General features: G+C 69.5%; 24 protein-coding genes. 15 read left to right on the top strand and 9 right to left on the bottom strand.

From position 1 onward, the window contains the following. Positions 1-208: 208 nt before the first annotated feature. Positions 209-1111: an alpha/beta hydrolase gene (locus OOB33_RS22420; protein WP_271010290.1), complete on the top strand. Its 903-nt coding sequence runs from the start codon at positions 209-211 to the stop codon at positions 1109-1111. Here OOB33_RS22420 and OOB33_RS22415 read toward each other — a convergent pair. From OOB33_RS22415 to hemP, 8 genes are all read right to left on the bottom strand, one after another. After that, a complete protein-coding gene (locus tag OOB33_RS22415; RefSeq protein ID WP_271010289.1) occupies positions 1108-2466 on the bottom strand; it encodes a DUF2325 domain-containing protein in 1359 nt (452 codons plus the stop codon). The genes OOB33_RS22420 and OOB33_RS22415 overlap by 4 nt on opposite strands. Positions 2467-2576: 110 nt before the next feature. Continuing rightward, the gene (locus OOB33_RS22410; RefSeq protein WP_271010288.1) at positions 2577-3350 is read right to left on the bottom strand and encodes a TonB family protein; all 774 of its coding nucleotides are present in this window, start codon (positions 3348-3350) and stop codon (positions 2577-2579) included. Positions 3351-3383: 33 nt separating this feature from the next. After that, positions 3384-4199: an ATP-binding cassette domain-containing protein gene (locus OOB33_RS22405; protein WP_271010287.1), complete on the bottom strand. Its 816-nt coding sequence runs from the start codon at positions 4197-4199 to the stop codon at positions 3384-3386. Continuing rightward, the gene (locus OOB33_RS22400; protein WP_271010286.1) at positions 4196-5251 is read right to left on the bottom strand and encodes a FecCD family ABC transporter permease; all 1056 of its coding nucleotides are present in this window, start codon (positions 5249-5251) and stop codon (positions 4196-4198) included. Before OOB33_RS22400 ends, OOB33_RS22405 begins: the two co-directional genes overlap by 4 nt. Next, the gene (locus OOB33_RS22395) at positions 5248-6150 is read right to left on the bottom strand and encodes a heme/hemin ABC transporter substrate-binding protein (RefSeq protein ID WP_271010285.1); all 903 of its coding nucleotides are present in this window, start codon (positions 6148-6150) and stop codon (positions 5248-5250) included. The genes OOB33_RS22400 and OOB33_RS22395 overlap by 4 nt, the downstream gene beginning before the upstream one ends. Next, complete coding sequence (locus OOB33_RS22390) at positions 6147-7250, bottom strand: hemin-degrading factor (protein WP_271010284.1); 1104 nt, start codon at positions 7248-7250, stop codon at positions 6147-6149. Before OOB33_RS22390 ends, OOB33_RS22395 begins: the two co-directional genes overlap by 4 nt. A gap of 42 nt (positions 7251-7292) precedes the next feature. Next, complete coding sequence (locus tag OOB33_RS22385) at positions 7293-9482, bottom strand: TonB-dependent hemoglobin/transferrin/lactoferrin family receptor (RefSeq protein WP_271010283.1); 2190 nt, start codon at positions 9480-9482, stop codon at positions 7293-7295. 247 nt (positions 9483-9729) lie between these two features. Beyond that, positions 9730-10020, bottom strand: coding sequence for a hemin uptake protein HemP (gene hemP, locus OOB33_RS22380; RefSeq protein WP_271010282.1), 291 nt, complete (start codon positions 10018-10020; stop codon positions 9730-9732). A gap of 224 nt (positions 10021-10244) precedes the next feature. Between hemP and bfr the strand changes: the two genes are divergently transcribed. The 14 genes from bfr to OOB33_RS22310 all read left to right on the top strand — a co-directional run bounded on the left by bfr (position 10245) and on the right by OOB33_RS22310 (position 24543). Then, entirely contained in the window at positions 10245-10712 is a 468-nt protein-coding gene (gene bfr, locus OOB33_RS22375) for a bacterioferritin (RefSeq protein ID WP_171826844.1), read from the top strand. Between the two features lie 201 nt (positions 10713-10913). Then, the gene (locus OOB33_RS22370; protein WP_271010281.1) at positions 10914-11180 is read left to right on the top strand and encodes a (2Fe-2S)-binding protein; all 267 of its coding nucleotides are present in this window, start codon (positions 10914-10916) and stop codon (positions 11178-11180) included. A 157-nt stretch (positions 11181-11337) separates the two neighbouring features. Continuing rightward, complete coding sequence (locus OOB33_RS22365; RefSeq protein ID WP_271010280.1) at positions 11338-13134, top strand: phosphatase PAP2 family protein; 1797 nt, start codon at positions 11338-11340, stop codon at positions 13132-13134. Positions 13135-13136: 2 nt separating this feature from the next. Beyond that, positions 13137-14252, top strand: coding sequence for a glycosyltransferase family 2 protein (locus OOB33_RS22360; RefSeq protein ID WP_271010279.1), 1116 nt, complete (start codon positions 13137-13139; stop codon positions 14250-14252). Beyond that, positions 14249-15856, top strand: a complete 1608-nt coding sequence (locus OOB33_RS22355; RefSeq protein ID WP_271010278.1) for an ArnT family glycosyltransferase — start codon at positions 14249-14251, stop codon at positions 15854-15856. Before OOB33_RS22360 ends, OOB33_RS22355 begins: the two co-directional genes overlap by 4 nt. Further along, positions 15853-16596, top strand: a complete 744-nt coding sequence (locus OOB33_RS22350) for a phosphatase PAP2 family protein (protein ID WP_271010277.1) — start codon at positions 15853-15855, stop codon at positions 16594-16596. The genes OOB33_RS22355 and OOB33_RS22350 overlap by 4 nt, the downstream gene beginning before the upstream one ends. Then, positions 16593-17255 carry an acyloxyacyl hydrolase gene (locus OOB33_RS22345; protein WP_271010276.1) on the top strand — a complete coding sequence of 221 codons (663 nt, stop codon included), beginning with the start codon at positions 16593-16595 and terminating at the stop codon, positions 17253-17255. Before OOB33_RS22350 ends, OOB33_RS22345 begins: the two co-directional genes overlap by 4 nt. 45 nt (positions 17256-17300) lie before the next feature. Next, the gene (locus tag OOB33_RS22340; protein ID WP_271010275.1) at positions 17301-19010 is read left to right on the top strand and encodes a gamma-glutamyltransferase family protein; all 1710 of its coding nucleotides are present in this window, start codon (positions 17301-17303) and stop codon (positions 19008-19010) included. 32 nt (positions 19011-19042) lie between these two features. Further along, positions 19043-19918 carry a GNAT family N-acetyltransferase gene (locus OOB33_RS22335; protein ID WP_271010522.1) on the top strand — a complete coding sequence of 292 codons (876 nt, stop codon included), beginning with the start codon at positions 19043-19045 and terminating at the stop codon, positions 19916-19918. A gap of 420 nt (positions 19919-20338) precedes the next feature. Next, positions 20339-21730 carry an MFS transporter gene (locus OOB33_RS22330; protein ID WP_271010274.1) on the top strand — a complete coding sequence of 464 codons (1392 nt, stop codon included), beginning with the start codon at positions 20339-20341 and terminating at the stop codon, positions 21728-21730. Beyond that, positions 21727-22338, top strand: coding sequence for a GNAT family N-acetyltransferase (locus OOB33_RS22325; protein WP_271010273.1), 612 nt, complete (start codon positions 21727-21729; stop codon positions 22336-22338). The genes OOB33_RS22330 and OOB33_RS22325 overlap by 4 nt, the downstream gene beginning before the upstream one ends. Before the next feature lie 3 nt (positions 22339-22341). Further along, positions 22342-22818, top strand: a complete 477-nt coding sequence (locus OOB33_RS22320; RefSeq protein ID WP_271010272.1) for a GNAT family N-acetyltransferase — start codon at positions 22342-22344, stop codon at positions 22816-22818. Positions 22819-22885: 67 nt separating this feature from the next. Further along, on the top strand, positions 22886-24151 hold the full coding sequence (locus OOB33_RS22315; protein ID WP_271010271.1) for an FAD-binding domain-containing protein: 1266 nt from the start codon (positions 22886-22888) through the stop codon (positions 24149-24151). Next, a complete protein-coding gene (locus tag OOB33_RS22310; RefSeq protein ID WP_271010270.1) occupies positions 24148-24543 on the top strand; it encodes a thiol-disulfide oxidoreductase DCC family protein in 396 nt (131 codons plus the stop codon). Before OOB33_RS22315 ends, OOB33_RS22310 begins: the two co-directional genes overlap by 4 nt. Before the next feature lie 15 nt (positions 24544-24558). On the opposite strand, the gene ugpQ is transcribed toward OOB33_RS22310, so the two are convergent. After that, the gene (gene ugpQ, locus OOB33_RS22305; RefSeq protein ID WP_271010269.1) at positions 24559-25314 is read right to left on the bottom strand and encodes a glycerophosphodiester phosphodiesterase; all 756 of its coding nucleotides are present in this window, start codon (positions 25312-25314) and stop codon (positions 24559-24561) included. Positions 25315-25465 lie beyond the last annotated feature (151 nt).

Genomic DNA, 25465 nt, shown 5'->3' with positions numbered 1-25465 from the left:
AAAAGCCTGTGTTTTCGAGCTGAGTAAATTCTAGGAAGCGTTCCCGCCTGCGGGTATCCCCGGACTCAAGTGGTATTTCATTGGTTTGTGCTCTTTGCACGGAAGCGGGGCACTTGAGGTGTCAAGGCTTGACCCGATGGCGAGCGGCCCGGCTGGGCGCAAGACTGGCGGCCCGTGCCACTTGGCTGGATTCAGCCAGTTTCTGCCCATGCGTTTGCGCCTGCTCCACGCCATCTGCGCCTTGATCCTCATGTCTGCGACCTGCCCGAGCTGGGCGGGCGTCTACACCCTCCGTTGGGGCCTGGATCAGGTCTGCGCTGACCGGGCACCGCCCGCCGAGGCGGTGACATCGCATCTGGCCCGTTTCGAGCGCCCGGCTTGGTCGGTGCGGCCCTGGCCCAAGTTGGCAGGGGTGAACGGCCGGGGCAGCGTTGTGATCGAAACCCAGCCCGCCCAGGCGGTCCGGCTGTCGCTGCTGTATTTCCCTGGCGGGCGCGCCCGAGCCGTGGATCAGCTGGAGCGCCTGGCCGAGGCCTACCAGGGCCTGCCGGTGTCGATCTGGGTGATCGAGTACCCGGGTTGCGGCTTGGCGCCCGGCCTGCCGTCTCTGGCCGCCAATCACGCCCTGGCGCAGGCGGCGTTGCGCCACATCCGCCAGCAACACCCCGGGCGTCCGGTGCTGGCGCATGGCCTGTCCTTTGGTTCCCTGTTGGCGGCGGAGCTGGCCACGCCCGCGGGTGCTCTCGATGGCCTGATCCTCGAAAGCGCGATCACCCGTTTCGAAGATTTGCTGCGCGGGCAGGTGCGCCGCAAGGTCAGCCGCTGGCTGGACTGGGCGGTCGATATCGAGCTCCAGGATGGCTTGGCTGCTCTCGATGCGCGCCAGGCCTTGATGAAGGCAGCTTGCAAGCCCGTTTTGATTCTGCAAGGCGAGTCGGACACTCTGACGCCCCAGCGTTTTGCCCAGGAGTTGCGCGAAGCAGTGCCGTGCTCGCCACAGGCGCAACTGGTCCTGGTGCCCGCGGCCGAACATGCCCAGACCTTGGAGCTCCAGGCCGGTCGTCAGGCCTTGAAGAAGTTTCTTTCCCCCTTTCTCAGCGGCCGGCCCTAGCCAAGCTGGTTCGCTGCGTCTTCACCGGGTGCCGTGCCGGCCTCCAGCGCACCCAGCGCTCGGCGTAGGCTGCTGGCGCTGGGCGATTCGACGTAGACGCAGCGCTTGCCGTGGCGTTTGCAGTGGTCCTTGACCCGCCAGTAGGCGTCGTGGCTGATGCAGCCGGTCTGGCAGATCACCAGGTCGGCGGCGGCCAGGCTGGCGTCGAGCTTGGCGACGGCGTCTTCTTCGCCGCCGTCATGGTGCAGAAAACGGCCGCCCGTGCCCTCGATCAGCTGGCGGTAGATGGGCACCACGCTCGGCCGGCCGCCGACGCAGAGCACGGCGCGTTCGCCCAGGTCAGGCGATGACGCGGGCTCGGGTGCAGCGTTCGCCACCGGCTCGGCCGGCGCGAGCGTCTGCAGGCGCTGCAGCTCGGCCTGGCTTTCACGCTGGCGCTGCTCGGCCAGGGCGGCGTCCTGGCGGGCGCGCAGCAGGGCGCGTTCCAGATCCTGGATGCGGCTGAGTTGATGACGGATCTGCTCGGCCTGCTCCTGGCGGTGGCGCAGGCCCGGCGCGGCGGCCTCGAGCGCCTGCATGTCGTCGCGCAGGCTGGCGAGCAAGGTGTCGCGGCCCAGCAGCTGGGCGCGCAGCTGCACCAGCTCGGCAGCCTGGCGTTCTTGCGCCGCGGCGCGCTCCTGCAGCACCCGCTGGCTGCGCTGCTGCACGCGCGCCAGCTCGGCGGCCAGCACCGCGTTCTCGTCGGCCAGGGCTTCCAGCCGGCCCAGATCGGCGCGGTTGGCCGCGCCCACCTGGTGCTGCAGCATGTGGATGTCGCGCAGCACCTGCTCTTGCAGGCTGTGCTCGCAGCGCGCGTGGGTCAGGGTGGCCCAGAAGCAGGCGGCCACATCAAGCGGCGGCTCGCCCTCGCGCAGGGGCTGGCCCTGGGAGGCCGCGGCCCACCAGGCGGCCAGGGCCAGGGTGGTCTTGCAGGCGGCGGCCAGGCGCAGGGTGCGGATGAAGCGCTGGTCCAGCTCGCGCTGCAGCAGCTCGGCCACATCGCTGCGCTGGCCGCAGGCGTCGATGGCCAGGCAGTGCAGCTCGTAGTCGTTGGCGCGCGGGTTGATGCCGGGCAGGCGCCCCAGGCGGCGCCGCAGCAAGGGCATGGGCAGGCAGACGCCGATCACCGGGCACAAGGCCTGGCTGGGCAGCTCCCAGAGCCGGCGTCGGCGCGAACCCAGGCGGTGCTCCGCCGCCGCGGGTTCTTTCGGCAGCGCCGGCTTGCGGGCCAGTCCACCGAGCAGGGCGGGGGCGGCCGAGCCGGTTTGGGCTTCGCCCTCGATCAGGGCGGTGAAGACATTGGGGCTGTCACACATGCGGGTCTCCTTGTAGGCGATGTAGGCGAGGGACGAGTCGAGGGAAGGAGCAAGGGGGTGGGTGAACTCAAAAGGGGCGGACACGAAAACGGACTGAACTGCCTCTGCGCTCAGTGCGGCGACTCGGAGCTGGTCGGGTTGCCGCCACTGCTGCCGCGCTGCAAGGCAAAACGCACCGGCACCTCCACCCAGCTGCTCAGCGCCTGCAGCTGCTCCTGCGTGCGAGCCTGGGCCGGCACATAGCGGCAGGCCAGGGCCAGGGCCTGTGCGGCCTGATCCAGCAGGCGCCAGCCGCTGCCGCGTTGCACGCGCACCTCGGCCGCCCGGCCGTCTTCGGCCACCTGCACCCGCAGCAGCACCTGGCCCTCGATGCCGCGTTCGCGCAGCGCCGCCGGGTAGAGCCGGGCCGCCTGGCGCGCGGCGCAATCGCCATGCTCGGCTGGCAGCTGTGCCGGGCTGCCGATGTCGACCGGATGCGCGGGCATGGGCCGGGCGCTGACAGGGCTGGCTGCCACGTGCTGGGCCACTGCGGCCAGCAGAGGCAGGTCTGCACGGGCCTTGCTGGCTTCGGCTTCGAGCGTCACAGGGGCACTGACGACAGAGGGTGCCTGTGGCATCGCCTGCAACACGGGCAAGCTCGGGGCGGCAGCCAGGGGTGGCCTCGGCGCCCGCTCAGGTCGTGGCGCAGGAGCGGAATCCTTCGCCTGCGGAATCCTCTGCGGCAGCAGCGACACGGCAACCGTCATCGGCCGTGCCGCAGGCGGGCTGGCCGGCCGCCCGTGCAAGGCCCAGGCCAGGCCCAGCACACCGCTCAGATGGGCCGTCAGCACCAGGCCCAGCACGACCGGGCGGCGCGGTGTGGCGAGGGCAGGTGTCTTGTGCATCGACATGGGCTCCGGGCGCTGGCCGTTGAAGCTTCAGGCCACGCGCCGCGGCGCGGCCGCAGGCGCCAGGCTGGCCACCAGGGCCGAGCCCTCGCCATCGCGCAGCAGACGCAGGCGCACGCCGTAGAGCTGCTCCAGCAAGGGCAGAGCGGCGGGCACGGCGCCGCAGTCGGCCAGCAGGCGCCCGGCTTGCAGCAGCCAGAGGCGCTCGAAGTTCTGCATCGCCAGGTTCAGGTCGTGCAGCACCGCCACCAAGGCATGGCCGCGGGCGGCGGCAAAGCGGCGCCAGCGCTCCATCAGCTCCAGGGCCAGGCCCGGGTCCAGGGCGGCCAGGGGCTCGTCCACCAGCAGCAGGCCGGCCTCGCAGTCCCAGGCCTGGGCGAACACGCGCGCCATCTGCACGCGTGCCTGCTCGCCGCCCGAGAGGCTGTCGAAGCGCCGGCCGGCCAGGTGCCCGGCCTGGGCCTGCTGCAGCGCAGCGGCGACGATCTGCGCCTGCTGCGGGTCGCCATCGCGCGCGGCTTGCGCCACCCGGCCCAGCGACACCACCAGCTCCACCGGCAGGCCAAAAGCCACAGCGTGTTGCTGGGGCAGCACCGCGCGCCGAAGGGCCAGCGCCGCGGCCGGCCAGTCCTGCAGCGGCCGGCCGTCCAGGCGCAGCTGGCCGCGCTGCGGGCGCAGCTCGCCGGCCATCAAGCGCAGCAGGCTGGATTTGCCAGCGCCGCTGGGGCCGAGGATGGCCACGCGCTCGCCCGCCTGCAGGGTCAGGTTAAAGGGGCCCAGCTCGGGCGCAGCCGGCCCCGAGCCCAGGCGCAGGCCCAGCTGGTCCATTTGCAGCAGGCGGCTCATGCGACAGCTCCGTGGCGCAGGGACTGGCGCAACAGCCACAAGAAACAGGGCGCACCGAGCAGGGCGCTGAAGATGCCGACCGGGATCTCGGCCGGCACGGCCAGGGTGCGCGCCAGGGTGTCGGCCAGCAGCAGCAAGAGGGCGCCGCTCAGCATGGCGCAGGGCATCAAGCGTCGCAGATCGGGCCCGACCAGCTGGCGCGCCAGATGCGGCGCCATCAGGCCGATGAAGCCGATGCTGCCGCAGGCCGACACGGCCAGGGCCGAGAGCAGGGCAATGCCCAGCACGCTGCGCCGCCGCAGGCCCTGCACATCGACGCCGACATGGGCCGCCTGCTCGCGCCCCAGGGCCAGGGCATTCAAGGGCTGGGCCCAGCGCCGGGCCTGCAGGGCCACGGCCAGCAGGGCCGCACCCATCATCAGCAGCAGCCAGCCATTGGCGCCGGCCAGCGAGCCCAGGCTCCAGAAGCTCAGCGCGCGCAGCTGTTCATCGGTGGCCAGATGGCTGCACAAGCCCACCAGGGCGAAGGCCAGAGCCTGCACCGCCAGGCCGCAAAGCAGCAGGGCCGACACCGAGCCCGGCGCCAGCCAGCGCGCCAGGCGCTCCAGCGCCCAGCACACGCCCAGCGCCCCGGCAAAGCCGGCCACCGGCAGCAGCCAGATCCGCCAGGCCGGGGGCAGCTGGAACTGCAGGCCGGCGAACAGGGTCAGGCACAGGGCCACCGCGGCGGCCGCGCCGGCGCTGATGCCCAGCAGGCCCGGGTCGGCCATGGGGTTGCGAAACAAAGCCTGGCTCAGGCAGCCGGCCAGGCCCAGGGCCGCGCCGACTGCGAGGCTCAAACCCACACGCGGCAGGCGCAGATGCCAGAGCACATGGGCGCCGCCGCTCAGCGGCGCCTCGCCACCCGGCCAGAGCAGCCAGTCGCCCGGCGCGATCTGCACCGCGCCCAGATGCAGGGCCAGGGCGCTGCCCAGCAGCAGGGCCAGGCCCAGCAGCCAGATGGCCGAGAGCTGTGGCCGCAACGGGGTGGCCGTGCTCAGCGAGAGATTCATGCGCCGGCTCCAGCGCGGCCGGGCTCGGGATACAGGCCTTGCGCCAGCCGGCTCAGCGCCTGGGGCAGGCGCGGGCCAAAGCCCAGCAGTTCCAGGGCATCCAGCGCAAGCACGCGGCGCTGCTGGCCGGCCGGGGTCTGGGCCAGGCCGGGCAGCTTGAGCAAGGCCTCCAGGCCGCCGGCCGCGGCCAGGCCTTGCTCGGTCAGGAGGATGTGCTCAGGGGCGGCGGCGATCACCGCTTCCGGCGTCAAGGGCTTGTAGCCGCTCACGCCCTGCAAGGCATTGCGTGCGCCGGCATAACTGAGCATGGCATCGGCAGCCGTGTCCTGGCCGGCGATGCGCACCTGGCCCATGCCGTGCGAGAGGATGAAGAGCACGCGCGGTGCGAGCCGGCTGCCGCGCGGGCCGGCGCTGCGCTGGGCCACCTGGCGCAGGCTGGCCTGCCAGTCACGTTCCAGGCGCTCGCACAGGGCGGCGGCTTCGGTGCGGCGGTTCAGCAGCTCGCCGAGTCGGCGGGTGCGTACGATCAGGCCTTCGAAGCGGTGCTCGGCGCGCAGGATCTGCAGCGGCACGCCGGCCGCCTCCAACTGGCGCAGCACGGCCGGCGGGCCGGCGTCTTCGGTGGCGATGATGAGCTGGGCTTGCAGGGCCAGCAGGCCCTCGGTGGCCAGCGTGCGGGCGTAGCCGACATTGGGCAGGCGCTGGGCCTGCGGCGGGTAGAGCGAGGTGCTGTCCACGCCGACCAGGCTGGCCTCCGCGCCCAGGGCATAGACCAGCTCGGTCAGCGCGCCGCCGATGCTGATCAGGCGTTGTGGGCTGGGCGCAGCGCACAGAGGCGTCGCCCCGGCGGCCATCAGCAGACCCAGGCCTGCCCCGGCGCTGAATTGGCGGCGCTTCACGGGCAGGCCTCCACAGCGGCGGCCTGACGGTCGGCCAGGCTCTCCAGCAGGGTGCGCCAGTCGCAACGCTCGGCCTGGCCGGGCTTGCGCTCGCCAAACATCATGGCGATGTTGCGGCCCTGGGCGTCGAAGAGTTCGAGCGAGCAGACCAGGCCGTCCACCGTCGGCTTGCGCACCAGCCAGGCCTGGGCGATGTGGTCTTCGCGCAGGTGCAGATTGAAGCCGGGATCCAGCACATTGAGCCAGGGCCCCATCACCGCCACGCGCTGGATGGCGCCGCTGTGGATCTGGATGGCGCCGGCATTGCCGGTGAACACCATGAGGGGCACGGCCTCCTGCGCCGCCCGGCTCAGCAGCTCCTGGGCCGCGGCCAGGGGCAGGGCTTGGGCAAACTGCGGCTCGGCCAGGCGCAGGGCTTGGGTGCGGCTGAGGCCGAAGCGGCGCAACAGGGCAAAGAAATCATGGGTGTCGCGCAGCGAGGCCCAGGCGGCATGGAAACCGGCCAGGTCGATCTCGGCATCGGGCTTCTCCGTGGGTTCGGCAGATGCGGCTTCGACCTGGATGCCGGGCGCCTGGTCTTCGTGCGCGAAGCGCTGCACCAAAGCCTGATAGGCCGCTTGATTGCTCTCCGGGCGCAAGAAGATCTTGTGGATGGCCAGGCCGCTGGCATCGAAGAACTGCAGGCTGCGCTGCTCGGCGCCATCGGCCAGGCGCTCGCTGAGCGCAAAACCATGGGCCCAGGCGCGGTAGAACAGGCGCAGATCGATGGCCCCGCCCAGCACCAGGCCAACGCCGCCTTGCGCGCTGGCGCCACGGTAGGGCCCGGTCTTCTCGTGCACGCAGGATTCGTTGCGGGTCAGCGCCATCAGCTCGCCCAGGGCCTCGCAGGCTTCGATCAGCTCGGGCCAGAGCGGCTGCAGGCGCTGGGCGCGCAGCGGGGACTCCTCGGCGGTGAAGGCACCGAGATGGGCGGCGACCAGCTCGCCTTCGCTGATCTGCAGCTTGTGGGCGATGTCGCGGTGGCGGGCAGGCTGGCCGGCGGCTGGGCTGAGGCGGGCGTGGCCAAAGGCCTGGCGCAGGCGGCTGAAGCTGGCTTGCATGGTGAAACTCTCCGGGTGTTGGGTGTGGAAAAGGGCGCGGGCTCAGAACTCTGCGGTCAGCGAGACTTGCAGCTGGCGGCCGGGCGCGGTGTAGGCGTCCAGCTCGGTGGTGGTGGCGGCCAGGCCGCGCACATCGGCCCAGCGCCAGTAGCGGCTGTTGCCCACGTTGTTCAGCTGGGCCTGCAGGCGCCAGCCGGGCTGGACACGCCAGCCCAGGCCCAGGTCCAGGACCTGGTAGCGGGGCGTGAGGAACTGGCTGGCGACGCTGCTGTCCTGGGCGCGCTTGGCGGCGGCCAGCTGCCAGTTGGCACTCCAGCTCCAGTCGCCGCGCTCCCAGCGCGCGCCCAGCTGGGCGCGGTCGGGCTGCACGGTGTCGAGCGGGCTGCGCTCCCCGTTTTGCTCGCTGTGGCCGCGGCTGCGGGCCAGGGCGGCGCTCAGCTCCAGGCCGGGCTGGGCCTGCCAGAACACACGGGCCTCGACGCCCTGGATGCGCGCCTGGTTCAGATTGATCGACTGAAAGATCAGCGGGTCTTTGGGTTTGCCGCTGCCGCGCACCACTTGCTGGCTGATGAAGTCGCGGTAGCGGTTGCGGTAGGCGCTGAGCTGCCAGCGCAGCTGCTCGGCCACGCGGCCGCGCAGGCCCAGTTCCAGGCTTTGGGCGCGTTCGGCTTTCAGGTCCGGGTTGCCGATGCTTTCATAGCCATGCACGGGGTTGGCAAAGCCGTTGTTGACCTGATCGGCCGTGGGTGCGCGAAAGCCCAGCGCCCACTGCGCATAAGGCTGGACCGTTTCGCTGGCGCGCCAGACCAGGCCCAGACGTGGTGTCAGTGCCTGGTCGCTGAGGCTGACCACGGCGCCGCTGTAGCCCGTGCTTTTGGGGCTGAGGCGGTAGCGCTCGTAGCGCAGACCCGGAATCAGGCTCAGGCTGCCGGTCTCGATCTCGCTTTGCACAAAGGCGCCGACCTGGCTGGCATCGGTGTCGGGGAAGGGCTTGCTCGGGAAGGTCTCGCCGGCCGGCGGCACGGTGCCATCGCGCAGGCCGCTGATGCGGTTGCGGCTGAGGTCGATGCCGTAGCTCAGACGCTGGCCGCTGAGCTGGGTCTGCGCCTGGCTGCTGAAGCCGATCAGTTCCTCGCGGTAGAAACCTTTGCGGATGCGGTCGGGCGACTGGTGGCGGTCTTCCACGCTGCGCTGGCGAGTCTCGCTGTGCTGCACATAGATCTGGCTGTGCAAGGATTGCAGCCATTCGCCGTTCAGGTCGTCGTAGCGGTGCTCCAGCGAGACGCGGCGGCGGTTCAGGCGGTCTTGGGCGTCGAGGTCGATCACGGCCGCGGGTGTCTTGTCGTTGACCACGGGGGCGCGGCCCGACAGCACTTCGGTCTCTTGCTTGCGTTGGCGCAGCTCCAGCGTCGCTTGCAGGCGCTGGCTGGGGCTCAGGCGCAGGGCGGTTTTGGCCAGCAGGCTTTCGCTGCGGATGTCGGCCGGGTTGGGCGCGGTGCGCAGGCTGTTGAGATCCTTGCGCTCGCCGCGGTTCTGGGTTTCGTGGCCGCGCGCCAGGCTCAGCTGCAGCAGGTGCCGCCATTCGCCTTGTTGGAATGCATAGGCGCCGCTGAGCCGCTGCGAGCGGTCCACCGTGGCCAGGCTGCTGCGCAGCAGGCCGGCCTGGGTCTTGCCGTCCTTGAGCAGGTCTTCGGGCGAGAGGCTGCTCAAGCTCAGGGCGCCGGCCAGGCCGTCGCTGCCAAACTGGGCCGAGGCCGGGCCGCGCAGCACCTCGGCCCGGCTCAGCGCATCGAGGTCCACCTGGTCGGCGCGGCCGCTGGCAAAGGCGCCGAAGCTGAAGGCCTGGGGCAGGCGGATGCCGTCCACCATCATCAGCACCTGGTTGCCCTCCAAGCCGCGGATGTTCAGGCCCTCGTTGCCGGCGCGGCCGAGCGAGCTGCCGGCGGCGCTGAAGCGGGTGGCGGCGCTGCGCACGGCCAGGTCGACCTCGTCGTCGAGCAGATCCTTGAGGTTGCGCGCCTCACGCTTGAGCAGGGCGGCGCGGTCGATCACGGTGACGGTGTTGGGCACCTTGTCGCTGGCCCGCTCGGTGCGGGTGGCGCTGATGGTGATCTCGGGCAGGGCCGTCACGGCGGCGGGCTGCGCCGCCTGGTCGGGCTTTGGCGAGCCGCTCTGGGCCAGGCCGAGCCCTGGCGTTGCCATCAGGGCCACCGCCAGGGCGATGGGTCGCATCGTGCTTGGGTAATGGTTTACTTCAGCGCCAGAAAAAAATGGGCGCGAGGAAATCGAGGCGGCAGCGTGCGTGCGCAGCATGGTCGTGAGTCCTTGTCTGGAAAAGGGACTGGCACGGGCGGGCTGGCGCGGGGCGAGGCTGGCTGGTGCGAAACAGAAATGAAAAAAGCGAACGGGTCTGAAAAAGAAGCGGCAAAAAGGAAGTCGTTCGGGTGGTCAGGCGGGCCGGTGGAGGGCGGCGTCGGCGCTACTTGGTCAGGATCAGCTTGCCCAGCGAGGTGACGCGCAGCCGGTAGATCTGGCCGGCATGTTCGATCTCGACCTCGCGGCGGTCGGCCAGCAAGGTTTCGCTGCTGAGGCGGCGCGGCGCAGCGCTCGGGCGTGCCGACGACAGGGCTGCCAGCGATGCGGACGATGCAGGCGAAACGGGCGAGGCCGCGGGCGTGGGCCGCGTGGCCGACAGCGCGCCCGGGGCTTCGGTTTCCAGCGCCAGGCTGGCAGCCAGCAGGCTGGCGGGACGGGTGGAAGAGGATGACATGGCTCTCATCTTAAATGAGAACGATTCGTAATTGCAATCTCTTTCGAGGGCCGTCCCGCTGCTCCTTTGCGTGGCATGGTCTTTTGCGGAGATGAGAATGCAAGCTGTTTCGACCGGGCAAGCACGGTCTTGCTTCAGCGCGGAGCGGCTGCACGCACAATGCTCCGTCCGCGTGCGCCTTCGGCCTGCGCGCCACTTGCATGCTTTGTTGAAAGGAAGCCACCATGAAGGGTGATGCCAAGGTCATCGAATACCTGAATGCCCAGCTCAAGAACGAGCTGACCGCCATCAACCAGTATTTCCTGCACTACCGCATGCTCAAGAACTGGGGCCTGGAGCGCCTGGCCAAGCATGAGCACGACGAGTCCATCGAGGAGATGAAGCACGCCGACAAGCTGATCGACCGCATCCTGATGCTGGAAGGCCTGCCCAATCTGCAAGACCTGGGCAAGCTCTACATCGGCGAGAACGCGGTCGAGGTGCTGCACTGCGACCTGAAGATCGAGGTCGGCTCGCACCCGCTGCTGAAGGAGGCGATCGCCTACTGCGAAAGCATCCGCGACTACGTCTCGCGCGAGGTGCTGGTCAGCATCCTCGAAGACACCGAAGAGCACATCGACCATCTGGAAACCCAGATCGGTCTGGTCGCCCAACTGGGCGAGCAGAACTGGCTGCAATCGCAGCTGTCCTGATCGCTTCAGAAGCACAGGCCGCCGTCCCGGGAGGGGCGGCGGCCTTTGTACTTTGCGCGGCAAGGCCCTCAGTTTCAGGGGGATGCTTGCGAACATGATTGAGAAGTGTTCGCATTTGCGATAGAGTGGCGACGCCATCTGGCACTTTTCTGCCCACTTCTTCATGCCTTGCCGGCTCCGTGCCGGCAGCCGCCCCGCGCCATGATCGTCTGCCTCTGCCACCGTGTTTCCGATCGCGACATCCGCCGCCAGGTGGCCGATGGCGTGCGCAATTTCGAGGTGCTGCAGGACGAAACCCGGGTGGCCGCCGCTTGCGGCAGCTGCCTGGACTGCGCCCGTGAGGTGTTTGACGAGGCCCTGGCCCAACCCGCTTGCGCCGCCCGCTGCGGCGGCGCGCCCTTGCAGATGAGCGCCGGCAGCCAGCCGCTGCGCCGCATGACGGTGCGCCCGGAGCTGCTCCTGCCCTGATGGGTTGAGTTGATGGCCGCCTGCGCGTGGCCGCTGCAGCGCTGATCCTGTTTTCCCCTGAGCCGGCTGGCGGGCGAGCGCCTGTCGCCGGCTTGTCTTGATTCCGTCGAATCACTGACAAGTGCTCGTCATACGGGCTGCCTAGCATGGCCAGCTCATGAGCCCCGCCATTCCCAACGCCTGCGAGCGCCGCCTGCCTGACGCGCCCCTCTCGCGAGCGAGGCAGGGCGCCGTCCTGTGTCTGGCCAGCTTGCTGGCGCTGTTGGCCCTGGCCCTGCGTGGCTCCGGCCGCGAGCCGCTCTGGCTGGCCCAGCTGCAGCCCACGCTGGCGCAGTTCTCGCCCACGCTCTGGTCCTTGCTGAGCGTCGCCGGCCTGGGCTGGGCGGCGCTGGGCTTCGTGTCGGTGCAAAAGCCAGCCCTGGCGGAGCGCCTGTGGCCGACTGGTTTGTTTGCCTTGCTGGTCGGCGGCGTGCTGGCCCAGGTGCTGAAGAAATCGATCAACGCGACGCGCCCACCCTCGGTGCTGGGTGCGGGCGAGCTCTGGGTCACCGGCGACCCGCTCTATTTCAACGCCATGCCCTCGGGTCACTCGGCCACGGCAGCGTCCTTGATGCTGCTGCTGTGGTTCCTGGCGCGCCCTCCGCGCTGGGGTCAGGTCTTGCTGGTCTGGGCGGCGGTGGCCGTGGGCCTGGCCCGCATCGGTGTGGGCGCGCATTGGCCCAGCGATGTGCTGGCCGGCTGGGCCCTGGGTCTGGTGATGGGCCTGCTGGCCCTGCGTGTTGTGCCCCAACCGCCGGCCTGGATGCAGGGGCCAGCCGGCGTGCGTGCCCGTGCGGCCGCGGGCCTGCTCAGCGGCTGCGTGCTGGCCCTCACGCCCTGGGGCTACCCTTTGGCCGAAAGCGGCCAATGGCTGATGGGCCTGGGTCTGATCGCGGCCGCCGCTTGGCAGCTCTGGCGCCATGGCGCGCTGGCGCGACCGGCCGCCTTGCTGCGCATGGTGCTCGGCCTCTTGCTGCTGCTGGCGCTTCTGGCTTGGGCTGCGCCGCAAGTCGATCTGCAGCAATGGCAGGCCAGCCTGGCCCGCGTGGCACCGAGCGACTGGCTGTTGGCGAGCCTGGCCCTTTTGCTGAGCTTGGGGCTGCGTGGCTGGCGGGTGCAGCTGGAGTGGCGCGCGCGGCGCACACGCAGCGAACTGCCCGCGGCATCGCTCAGTTATGGCGCCAGCCTGCGCTTGCTCTTGCTCCACACCCTGGCGCTGAACTGGGCGCCTTTGCGCAGCGGTGAGCTGGGCTACCTCTGGCTGGCTCAGCGCCAGTACGGCGCCACGGCCGCGGAAGCCCTGGCCAGCCTGGTCTGGCTGCGCTTGCAGGATCTGCTGGTCTTGGGCAGCTTGAGCCTGGCGGCGGTGCTGGCCTGGTGGTTGGGGCAGGGGGCGGGCCTGGCCTTGCTGATGAGCGCCGCGTGCTTTCTGGCTGGCTCGGCCCTGCTGCGTGGCGTGTTGGCCCGGCTGCAGCCCTCGACCGAGCTACAAGCCCTGTCCCAGGGGCGGTGGGCGCGCTTGCGCGCGGCCCTGGCCCAGGCGCCGTCCCTGGGGGCTCAGCGTCCCATTGCCTTGCTCAGCCTCGCCAACTGGTGGCTCAAGTTGGCGGCGCTGAGCGGCTTGCTGATGGCCTTGCTGGGCGGCTCGCCCTTGCAGGGCTTGTTGGCGGCGATCGGTGGCGAACTGGGCGGCATGTGGCCGATTCAAGCCACCGCGGGCCTGGGCAGTTATGAAGCCGGCGTGGCCGGCGTGGCCGCCTGGTTGGGCGTCGAGATGACGCTGCCGCTGGTCCTGGCAGCCGCGCTGGCCGTGCACGGCCTGGCCTTGCTGCTTAGCACCGTGGCCGGCCTGCTGGTGCTCTTGTTCTACGGTTTCCCGGCCCGCGCGCGGGTGGCCACTTTGCGAGTCGCATGACGATGAATCCTTCCTCCTCCCTGGTCCTCGACCCGCCCCTGGGTGCGCTGCCGTCTGCCGATGCTGACACTGCTGTCGCGGCTGCAGGCAGTCATCCGGCCCACGCGCTCGAGCCGCTGCCAGCGCACCGCCTCAGTGTGGTCGTGCCCATGTACAACGAGCGCGAGAATGCCGCGCCCTTGATCGACGCGGTGCAGGCCGCGCTGGCGGGCTATGGCTACCCTTGGGAGCTGCTGGTGGTGGACGACGGCAGCCGCGACGGCACGGCAGCCCTGCTGAGCCAGCATGCCCGCCGCGTCGGCCCGCACATCCGCGTCATCCGCCTGGCACGCAATTTCCGCCAGACCGCGGCCATGCAGGCCGGCATCGATGCGGCCCGTGGTGATGTCATCGTCACCATGGACGGTGACTTGCAGAACGACCCGCGCGACATCCCGCGTCTGGTCGAGCGCCTGCTGCGCGAAGACCTGGACCTGGTGGCCGGTTGGCGCCAGCAGCGGCAGGATGGCCTGTGGCTGCGCAAGATTCCCTCCCTGCTGGCCAACCGCCTGATCCGCAAGATCACCGGCCTGCAGTTCCAGGATCTGGGCTGTAGCCTCAAGGCCTTCCGTGCGCCGGTGCTCAAGCAGGTGCGGCTGTACGGCGAGATGCACCGTTTCATCCCCGCCTGGCTGGCCACGGTGACCGCGCCCGAGCGCATGGCCGAGGAGCCGGTGCAGCACCATGCGCGCCTGCGCGGCCAGTCCAAGTACGGCATCTCGCGCTCGCTGCGGGTGGTGGTCGATCTGCTGGCCGTCTTTTTCTTTCTGCGCTTCGGCACCCGGCCCGGGCATTTTTTCGGTGTGCTCGGCCTGGGCGTGATGATGGTGGGCATGGCCCTGCTCAGTTATCTGGGCGTGCTCAAGCTGCTGGGTGAATCGATCGGCGGCCGGCCCTTGCTGCTGCTGGGCTTCTTCTCGCTGCTGGGCGGCTTGCAGTTCCTGACCACAGGTGTGCTGGCCGAGTTGCTCATGCGGGTGTATTTCGAGGGCCGCCAGGTGCGCCCCTACCAGCGTGCCCTGCACAGCGCCGACGCCGACCCCACGCCCGAGCGCGGCTGGAGCCAGGCCGCACCATGACCGCACTCGCTCCTCAGCGCTTCAGCCTGTGGGCCTGGGGCGGATGGGCGCTGGCCATGGCGGCGCTGTTCCTGCTGCGCCTGGGCGCGGCGCCGCTCTTCGATGTGGACGAGGGCGCCTTTGCCGAGGCCTCGCGCGAGATGCTGGCCAGCGGCGACTGGTTGCACACCACGCTCAACGGCCGCGATCGTTTCGACAAACCGATCGGCGTCTACTGGCTGCAGGCCAGCAGTCTGGCCTTGTTCGGTGTCAACGAGTTCGCGGCGCGCCTGCCCTCGGCCCTGTGCGGCCTGGGCTGGGTGCTGGCCTTGGCGGGCTTTGCTCGGCCGCGCTTTGGCGACGCTACCGCCATGTTTGCCGCCACGGCCCTGGGCAGCAGCCTGGGTGTGCTCTTGATCGGCCGCGCGGCCACGGCCGATGCGTTGCTCAACCTTCTCTTGGTGCTGACTCTGCTGGATCTGTGGCGGCATCTGGAGTCCTCGGTCGGCCGGCCCTGGGCGCTGCGCCGCGCGGCCTTGTGGGCGGGCCTGGGCGTGCTGACCAAGGGGCCGGTGGCGGTCTTGATTCCCTTCGCCACCTTGCTGATCTGGCTGTGGCGCCAGCAGGGCCTGCGTGCGCTGCCGCGCGCGGTTTGGCGGACCCTGGCCGAGCCCGGTGCGCTGGCTCTGTTTTTCCTGGCCTGGGCGCCCTGGTATGCCTATGCCTTGCAACGCCACGGCTGGGCTTTCGTCGATGGCTTTCTGCTCCAACACAACTTGCAGCGCTTCAGTTCACCGCTGGAGGGCCATGGCGGCGGGCCGCTGTATTACCTGCTGATGCTGCCCCTGCTGAGCCTGCCCTGGACGCCGCTGCTGGCTGCGGCCTTGCTGCAGATCCGCCGGCATTGGCAGCAGCCCTTGCCGAGCTTTCTGATCTGCTGGGCCGGCTTTGTGCTGGTGTTCTTTTCGCTCTCGGGCACCAAGCTGCCGCACTACGTGCTGTACGGCCTGACGCCCTGGCTGCTCTTGGGCGCCATGTCCTTGAAGCCGCCCTTGAGCCGCGCCTGGCGCCTGGCACTTGCGGTTTCGGCTGCTGGCCTCGTGCTCCTGCTGGGCGGCTTGATGGCGGCGGCGGCCACGGGCCGCTTGACCGCGGGCAAGAGCGGTTTGTATGCGGAACTGATCGCCGCCGCGCCGGCCCTGCCTGGCTTTGCGCCCGCATTGCTGGCCGTCTTGATGGCGCTGTTGCTGGGCCTTTGGCTCTGGCCATGGCTGAGCCTGCCCAAGGCGGCGCTGGGCACGGCGGTGCTTGCGGGTGGTTTTTTGGTGGCCGTGGTCGTGCCCTGGTGGGGTCAGGTCTTGCAAGGGCCGGTGCGGGCGGCGGCCTTGACGGCCGCGCAGCGAGACGCGAGTCAGCCTGGCCAGGTCTGGCTCTGGCGAAGCCAGACCCCGAGCTTTGGGTTTTACCGCCAGAAGCCCAGCCCGGGCATGCCGGAGCCACGGCCCGGCGACTGGGTCTTCACCCGCGCCGATGAGTTGAAGAGCGCGCCGCCGGCTGCAGCCTACGACATCATCCGCCCCGGCCCGGGCTATGTGCTGCTGCGTTGGCGGACGGAGGCGCCATGAGCGTCTGGACCAGCCCACGCGCCCGCCATCGTGAGATGCGCGCCTTCCTCATCTGTCTGGTCGCAGCCCTGGCCTTGTTCGCCGCTTGGCCGACGCTGGACCTGAGCCTCAGCCGCAGCTTGTATGCCGGTCAGTTCGTGCACGCGGACAAGGCCTGGGTTCGGGCCATGTACGAGGCCGTGCCCTGGTTGACCCGGGCGCTGGCCTTTTACCTGCTGCTGCGCTTGCTGGCGGGCCGCTGGCGTTTGTCGCGGCCGGTCTGGCGGCGGTTGTGGGTGAGCTTGCTCCTGCTGGTGCTGGTGGTTGGCGCCCTGGTCCATGGGCCGGTCAAGCAGTTCTGGTCGCGGCCTCGGCCGGTGCAGGTGCTGGAGTTTGGCGGCAGCGAGGCCTACAGCCCGCCGCTGGCGCCGGCGGGTTTGAACCCTGAACGCAAGCGCTATTCCTTTGTCAGCGGCCATGCCGCCTCCGGCTTTGCGCTGCTGGCACCGGCCCTGTTTGCGCCGCCCGCACGGCGGCGCTGGTGGGGGCGGGCAGCGCTGGGCCTGGGGCTGCTGATCGGCCTGGGGCGCATCTTGCAAGGCGGCCATTTCCTCAGCGATGTGCTGTTCGCCGGCCTGCTGGTCTGGGGTTCGGCCCTGTTGATCCGGCAGCTGTGGTTGTTGGGCGGTCTGCGCCGCGTGCGCCCGGCACAGGCACAGGCACGGGCCTGGATTCAGAGTTGGAAGAAGAGAACGGTATGACACGAGTTTCGAAAGGTCTGGCCGCCAGTGTGGCCCTGCTGCTGTGCAGTGCTCATGGCTGGGTTCAGGCCGAAGAAAGAGCCGCGCTCAAATCCATGGCCGTTGGCGGCAGCCTGATGAGCTGGGCCTGGCTGGCTTGGCAGGGTGCGCCGATCGACTCGGCCTTGTGCGCGAAGCAGGGCCCGAGCGGCCTGCGTTTCGAGGCCGCCAAGGACCGCGAGCTGCGCGCCGCCAGCCTGGGCTGGCGCCTGGGCGAATGCACGGCCTGGCGCGCTTCTTCAAGCGCACTCAGTCTGCAGCTGGCACCGCGGCTGCAGCTGGGCGCTTGGCAGGCCGAGCGTGGCGCGGCGGAGCCGCGGCGTTTGCTCGATGCCGCCTTCATCCCGGCCCTGCGCTGGGATCTCGGTTCACCGGCCGCGGGTCTGCGCCTCGACCTGGAACTGGGCATCGGCGCCGGCCTGATCAGCCACAGCCGCATCGGTGCGCGTCAGAAAAGCACGAACTTCCAGTTCTTCGACGTCATGGGCCTGGGTCTGCGCAGCGCCGATGCGCGCTGGCGCCTGAGCCTGGACTACCGACATGTGAGCAATGCCGACATCCGCAAGCCCAACCAGGCGGTGGACTTCATCGGTCTGAGTGTGGAAGTCCCCATGCCTTGAGTTGCCGGGGCGGGCCACAATCCGGCCCACACAGGAGACTTCGCGATGCAGGCATTCGATTGGCGCAACCCTTACCCGAGCACACGCAGCCCGCTGTTCGCGCGCAATATCGTGTCCACCTCGCACCCGCTGGCTGCGCAAGCGGGCTTGCGCATCTTGGCCCTGGGCGGCAATGCCGTCGATGCGGCGATTGCCACGGCCGCCTGCATGACCCTGGTGGAACCCTGCAGCAACGGCCTGGGCTCGGACGCGTTTTGCATCCTCTGGGACGGCCAGCAGCTGCACGGCCTCAATGCCTCGGGCACGGCGCCCCAGGCCTGGACACCCGAACACTTCTTCAAGACCTATGGCACGGATGCGAAAACTCCGCCCAAGCGCGGCTGGGGCGGCGTCACCGTGCCGGGCGCTGTGGCCGGCTGGGTGGCTTTGAGCGAGCGCTTTGGCAAGCTGCCCTTTGCCGACTTGATGGCCCCGGCCATCGAGATCGCCGAGCGCGGCTATGCCGTGCCGGTGGTGGTGCAAAGCAAATGGGCCATGGCGGCGGAACTGGCTGACTTGACCAGCCAGCCCGGCTTCGCCGAAGCCTTCTTGCCGCGCGGCCGCGCGCCCCAGGTGGGCGAGCTGTTCAAATTCCCGGCAGCAGCGCGCACCCTGCGCCTGATTGCCGAGAGCAAGGGCGAGGCGTTTTATCGCGGCGAGGTGGCGGCGGCCGTCGAGGCCTTTGCGCGCAGCACCGGCGGGGCTATCACCGCGGCCGACTTTGCCGCCTACCAGCCAGAGTGGGTGACGCCGATCTCGCAAAGCTATGCCGGCCACGAGCTGCACGAGATCCCGCCCAATGGCCAGGGCATTGCCGCCCTGATCGCACTGGGCATTCTCAAGCACCGCGATCTGCGCCGCCATGCGGTCGACAGTGTGGCCGGCCAGCATCTGCAGATCGAGGCCATGAAGCTGGCCTTCGCCGATGTCTACCGTTATGTCGCCGACCCGCGCAGCATGGCTGTGAGCACGGCGGAGCTGCTGGACGAGCAATACCTGGCCCGCCGCGCCGCCTTGATCGATCCGAATCGTGCCCAGGATTTCCAGTGCGGCAACCCGGTCAAGGGTGGCACCATCTACCTGACCACGGCCGATGAGAGCGGCATGATGGTCAGCTTCATCCAGAGCAATTACATGGGCTTTGGCTCGGGCCTGGTGCTGCCCGGTTACGGCGTGTCTTTGCAGAATCGGGGCCACTGCTTCACGCTGGAAGCGGGTCATCCGAACGTCGTAGCCCCGGGCAAACGCCCCTTCCACACCATCATTCCGGCGTTTCTGACAGCCCCCACGTCGCCTGCGGCTCCTGCCCCCCGAGGGGGCGCGGCGCCGCCTTGGGGCGGCCCGGCGGCAGCGCCTGATCCACAAATTCCGAGTCGGGTCCCCGTGATGAGCTTCGGCGTGATGGGCGGCAATATGCAGCCGCAAGGCCATATGCAGACCCTGGTGCGCATGCTGGACCACGGCCAGCAGCCGCAGACCGCCTGCGACGCGCCGCGCTGGCGCTTCAACGAAGGCCTGTCGCTCAATGTCGAGCCGCACATGCCGCCGGCCACGGTGGCCGGCCTGCGCGAGCTGGGCCATCAGATTGGCGACATCCACGACAGCTACCAAGACTTCGGCGCTGGCCAGTTCATCTGGCGCTTGGGCGACCCAGCGGTGGACGGCTACGTGGCCGCCAGCGACCCGCGCCGCGACGGCGCCGCGGTGGGCTTCTGAAGCGAGGGTCAGGTCTTGCCTGCGTGTCGTCCATGCCTGGCCTGATCGAGCGCCTGTCCCTGGGCTGGCAGACCGATCTGATCTTTGCCCGCTTCGACGGGCAGGTGGTCGAGCGGCCCGATTGCCTGGTGCTGCGCATGCCCGGCAACCCGCTGTTCTACTGGGGCAATGCCATGATCCTGCCCGAGCCGCCGCGCGATGCCGAGCTGGCGCATTGGCTGCAGCGCTTCGAAGAGGAGGTGGGCCAGCACACGCGCGAGTCCAGCCATGTGGCCATCGGCTTTGATGCGGCCGCGCCGCATGAGCCGCTCCTGAGCTGGGCAGCGGCCGGCTTCGAGATCTTTGGCAGCGCCACCCTGGCCGTCACGGCCGCGGCCTGGCGCCGCCCGCTGCGGGCTTTGGCGCCCGAGTTCCACATCCGCGCGCTGGACCTGACGCAGGAGGGTGAACTGGCCGCCGTGCTCGATCTGCAGTGCGAAAGCAATGACGCGGGCTACGAGCCCTTCGGCTACCGCGTGCACCGCGAGCGCCAGATGCGCCGCTATGCCGCGATGCAGGCGGCCGGTCTGGGTTCCTGGTTCGCTGTCTTCGCAGGCGAGCAGCTGGTGGCCGATTGCGGCCTGTTCCGGGCCGCGCAACTCGGCCGGCCCGAGCTGGGCCGCTTTCAGCATGTCGGCACGCACCCGGCCTGGCGGCGCCGCGGCCTGTGCACGGCCTTGATCGATGCGGTGGTGGGGCAGGGCTTGCAGACGTGGGGGCTGGAGCGCCTGGTCATGTGTGCCGACCCGGACGATGTGTCCATCGGCATCTACGAATCGCTGGGTTTTTCGCGTGCGCTGGCCGGCGATGTACGGGCCATCTGCGCGCAGAGAAGACCGACCCGGGATCAGGCGCCGAATCAGCGTTGAGGGTTCGCGCTGCGCCCCCGAGCTGCAGGGGGCGTGACCCCACGCACTTGCCCGGCCTCATGGCCCGCTGTTAGCATGGCCGCTCTTGATACAGATCAGACCATGACCAAGCTCCTCGACCGCACCCGACGACGCACACCCCGTGCGGCGCTCGCCTGCGCGCGAGTCGCAGCCTGGCCCCAGGCTGCCGCCGACTGCCCGCATTGACGCGGCGCTGCTTCGGTTGACCCCTCTCCTCGGTGAGCCGCCGTGCCTTTGATTTGCCGGCCTGCTGCTTCGCTTCCAGCTCACCCTGTTCCGCCTTTGTCTCTTGTTTGTTTCTCGCATTTCGCCGCCAAGGCGGAATGCCCTGCTTGTGCTTCGGCTCCCGCCCTGCGCGTGGGGGCCGCACACCGGGAACCGTTTCGGAGTGTGTTTCTCATGGCTACCCGTTTTTTTGCGTCCTTGTCACGCCCCGGCCTTTGGCCGGGCTTGCTGTTCGAGCGAATGCGCCGCCTGCTGACTCTGCCGCCCGGCGATCTGCTGCGTGACGCGATCTACCGCCGGCTCTGGACTTCCATCCTGATCAGCTCCCTGGGCGGGCAGATCACGATGCTGGCCCTGCCGCTGACGGCGGCCGTGCTGCTCAATGCCAGCCCCACGCAGATGGGCTTGCTGACCTCGATGGAGATTGCGCCCTTTGTGCTGTTCTCGTTGCCAGGCGGTGTCTGGCTGGACCGCGTGCGCAAGCTGCCCGTTTACATCTTCGGTGAAGCTTTTCTGGGCCTGGCCGTGGCCACCGTGCCCCTGGCTGCCTGGATGGGTTGGCTCACCATGACTTGGCTGTATGTGGTCGGCTTTGTGCTCGGCACGGTCTACACCATCGCTGGCAGTGCCTCGCAAATTGTGCTGACCCAGGTGGTCAGCCGCGACCGCCTGGTCGAGGCCCATGCCAAGAATGCGCTGGCCTCCAGCGGCGCCGAAGTGGCCGGCCCCGGCGTGGCCGGAGTGCTGATCAAGCTCTTGGGTGCGCCCATGGCCCTGGCGGTGGATGCTGTGCTGGTGCTGTTCTCGGCCCTGATCCTGCGTGGCATCAAGGTGCAGGAGCAGCTGACGCCGAGCGGGGAGTCCGATTTCTGGCGCGACCTCAAGGCCGGCGTTCAGTTCGTGCGTGAGCGTGCGCTGCTGGTCAGCCTGGCCTGCACGGTGGGCAGCTGGCAGCTTTGCTACAACGCGGCTCAGGTGGTGCAGATCCTGTTCGCCACCCGCAGCTTAGGGCTGAGCGCGCAAGAGGTGGGCCTGAGCTATGTGGCACTGGGCGCCGGCACGGTGCTGGCCAGCGTGTTCGGTCACCGCATCAGTGCCAAGGTCGGGCCGGGCCCCTGCCTGGTGCTGGGCGTGGCCAGCTCGGGTTTCGGCTGGCTGCTCCTCGGATTGATGCCGGCCAATGCCTGGGGTGTGGCGGCTTTTGCCTTCATGCTCTTCATGTTCGGCGTCGGTGCGGTGCTGATCTTCATCAACTTCCTGTCCCTGCGTCAGGCGGTGACCCCCGCGCCCATGCTGGGACGCATGACCAGCACCATGCGCTGGTTGATCCTGATTCCGGCCGGCCCGGGTGCGCTGCTGGGCGGCTGGCTCGGTGAGCATGTGGGCCTGCGCTCCTCGCTGCTCTTCGCGGGCGTGGGCGCGCTCAGCCTGGCCTTGATCGCCTGGCGCCACCCGGTTATTCGCGATGTGCGCGAGTTGCCCAAGGCCGAGGATCTGGAAGACCAGAACCCGCAAGGCGTGGCCGGCGCCAGCGGCCTGGCGCTGGACCTGGGGCCGAACAAATGAGCGAGGCAAGACCTGACCCCGCTGTTTCTGGGTCGGCGCTGCCCGACCCCATCCTGATCGAAGTGCCCGAGACCCTCACCACCGAGCGCCTGCTGCTGGCCGCGCCGCGGCCCGGCATTGGCCCGGCCCTGAGCGTGGCCGTGGCCGAATCCATCGGCCTGCTCAGCCCCTGGATGCCCTGGGCCCAGCAGGTGCCCAGCTTCGAGGAGAGTGAGGTGGTGGCACGCCGCCAGCAGGCCGATTTCATCGCCCGTCGTGATCTTTGCTACCAGATCTACGACCGCGCGCCCGAAGGCCGCCGCCTGCTCGGCGGCACCGGACTGCACCGCATGGACTGGACCGTGCGGCGCTTCGAGATCGGCTACTGGCTGCGCGCCAGCGCCCAGGGCCAAGGCTTCATGAGCGAGGCCGTGATGGCCTTGAGCCGCATGGCTTTCGAGCAGTTGCGCGCCCGCCGCGTGGAGATTCGCATGGACGAGACCAACCTTGCCAGCCGTGCCGTGGCCGAACGCTGTGGTTTCGAGCTGGAAGGCATCTTGCGCTGCGACAGTCTGTCGCCGCAGGGGGAGCCCAGGAACACCTGCGTGTACGCACGCCTGGGCCTGTGATCGATGAGCGCTTCGGAAGTGGTCCGTTTTGACATGAGCGGCCCGCCAGACGCCGCGGCTTTTCAGCGGCTGTACGACAGCACCGGCTGGGCCGGAGGCGTGGAGCGGGAACCTGGGTTTTATGCGCGTGCCCTGGCGGGTTCCTGGGTGCAGTGTGCGGCCTATGCCGGCGAAGAGCTGGTGGGCTTCGGGCGGGTGATTTCCGATGGTGTCTTGCATGCCTTCATCACCGAGATGATTGTGCTGCCTGTCTGGCAAGGGCGCGGCCTGGGCTCTCAGTTGCTCGATCGCCTGGTGCAGCATTGCCTGCAGCAGGGCCTGCGCGACATCCAGCTCTTCTGTGCGGAGGGCAAGCAGGGCTTTTACGAGAAGGGTGGCTTCACGCCGCGGCTGCCGGGCCGACCGGGCATGCAGTACACGCGATGTGCTGAGGCCTCCGAATCGCCCATATCGCCCGAATCGCCAGCATCGCCTGAATAGCCCCGGCCCAGCGCGGCCATGCCCGCGAACCTATGCTGCGCGCTGAGCGCTTCGAGGACCCGCAGGCATGGATGACGACACGATAGCCAAGAGCTGGCACCAGCCCTCGTGGGCCCATGGCCATGAACTGCGGGCGCCAGCATCAGCCACCGAGCCCAGCCTGGCCGCAGCGCAAGCGCGCATCGCGGCGGTCGACCCGGCGGCGTATGCGCGCAGCCGCAATGCCCTGGACGGCGCGGTCACCGGCCTGTCGCCCTACCTCACCCATGGCTTGGTGAGCCTGGCCGAGGTCCTGGCCGGCGTCCAGCAGCGCCATGCGCTCGAGGTGCAGCACAAGCTGGTGTTCGAGCTGGGCTGGCGTGCCTATTTCCGCCACGTCTGGCAGCACCGGGGCGAGGCGATTTTTGCCTCGCTGCACGAAGGGCCGCTGCTCGATGCAGCCTATGCCCGCGAGCTGCCCGTCGATGTGCGCGAGGCCCGCAGCGGCGTGCCGGTGATCGACAAGGCGGTGCGCACGCTCTACGAGACCGGCCTGCTGCACAACCATGCGCGCATGTGGCTGGCCAGCTATCTGGTCCATGTGCGCAAGATCCACTGGCGCAGCGGCGCCGATTGGCTCTACGGCCATTTGCTCGACGGCGATCTGGCCAGCAACCACCTGAGCTGGCAATGGGTGGCCGGCACCGGCAGCCGCAAGCCCTATCTGTTCAATGCCGAGAATGTGGCGCGTTATGCCCCCGCAAGCTGGCACAGCCCGGGCACGGTGATCGATGCCAGCTACGAAGCCCTCGATCAGCTGGCGCGTCATGCCCAGCCGGCGCTGCAGGAGGGAACGACCGAGCGGCAAGCCCCGACCGAGGCGCCGGCCTTGCTGTCCGCGCCACCTCCGGGTTTGGCGATCCAGTTGCCTGATGCGAGCCAGGTGGCTGGCCGCGAGGTGTGGCTGGTGCATCCCTGGAGCCTGGGCGCGCTGCCGGCCGATTTACCGCCCGACACTCGGGTGATCGGCCTCTGGCTGCAGGATTTTCACCGGGCCTGGCCCTGGAGCGAGCGGCGCTGGCGCTGGGTGGCCGCACGCATGGCCGAGCTGGGCACGGTGATGTGGTGGACGGATGCCGCAGCGTTGGGGCAGGCCTTGAGCGGCGCGCGCCGGGTGCGCTGCCGCGCCGAGCCGCATCTTCAGGCCTGGCTGCCCCGCTGGGCCGAGTGCCTGCCCGAGCCGGCGCTGTTTCTTGAGGTGACGCCCTGCTGTGCGTCCTTCTCGGCCTGGTGGACCCGCAGCACGCGCGGCCTCGCCACCGCCGATGACTTGTTGTCGAGGCTGCCGTCATGAAACCCCAACCCTGCGAACAGCCCAGCGATTCGCTGACCGTGCTTTTCGACGGCGCCTGCCCTTTGTGCCGGCGCGAGATCGCGCTCTACCGCGGCCAGGCTGAGGGCCAGGCGGTCTGCTTTGCCGATGTCAGCGACCCGGCTCAGGTCTTGCCGGCGGGGCCCAAGCAGGCAGAGTTGCTGGCGCGCTTCCATGTGCAGCTGCCCGACGGGCGCTTGCTCAGCGGGGCCGAGGCTTTTCTGGCCCCGTGGGCGCGGCTGCCCGGCTGGCGCTGCCTGGCCTGGCTGGGGCGGTTGCCTGGCGTGGCGCGTTTGATGGAGTGGGCTTACCTGGGTTTCTTGCGCGTGCGGCCGGCCGTGCAGCAGGGATTTCGGCGCTGGAAACCCGACTGAGCTGCGCGCGCAGGCTCAGTGGTCTGGCGCGAAGCGATCCACCGCGTCGGTGATGATGCCGTCCACCCCGTTGGCCCGCAGCCAGGCCACGACCGATTCATCGTTGGCGGTGTAGACCAGGGCCTTCATGCCGGCCGCGTGGATGGCTTGCACGCGCGCCGCGTCCATCAGGCGGTAATTGGTGATGACGGCCACGCAGCCCAGGCTTTGCGCCTCGTCAAGCCAGCTTTCGCGCGGGCTGTCGAGCAAGAGGCCGCGCGGCACCCCGGGGGCGGTCTCGCGGGCACCTTCCAGGGCGACGGGTTCGAAAGAGCTGAACAGGGGTAAGTGCGCCTCCACACCGCCCCAAAGCCGCAGCACTTCGCGGCCCACGACCTGGCCGGTCAGGCGCTCCTGGCCCGGCGTGGGCTTGAGTTCCAGATTGAGGCCGAAGCAGTTGGCCTGGACGAAGCGGGCCACGGCCTCCAGGCTGGCCAGGGGTTCGCCCGCGTGAGCGCGGCTGTGCCAGCTGCCGGCGTCCAGGCGGCTCAGCTCCGACCAGCTCTGCGCGCTGGCCAGGCCCGAGCCGGTGCTGGTGCGGCGCAGGCTGCTGTCGTGCAGCAGGAAGGGAACGCCGTCCAGGCTCAGCTTCACATCGCACTCAAAAGCCCGGTAGCCATGGGCCGCGCCGAGGCGGAAGGCGGCCAGGGTGTTCTCGGGCGCCAGCTTGCCGGCGCCGCGGTGGGCGATCCAGAAGGGCAGGGGCCAGGGTGTATTGGACGAAGTGTTCATGGCTGCGGACTTGGTCTAGGGCGGCGCCATATTAGCCCTGGAGAGGGCGCCCCAGATGCAAGGCCAATCGGCGCCAGAGGCCGGGGCAAATGCTGCGCTGCGGTACGATCACAGCCCGAGCGCGCAAGGCCCGGCCGCGCGATCCGCCGGC

The organism is Paucibacter sp. B51 (assembly GCF_027863535.1).
Classification (GTDB): domain Bacteria; phylum Pseudomonadota; class Gammaproteobacteria; order Burkholderiales; family Burkholderiaceae_C; genus Paucibacter_A; species Paucibacter_A aquatilis.
The sequence above is the reverse complement of the archived record's forward strand: the minus strand, read 5'-3'. Positions and strand labels throughout refer to the sequence as shown.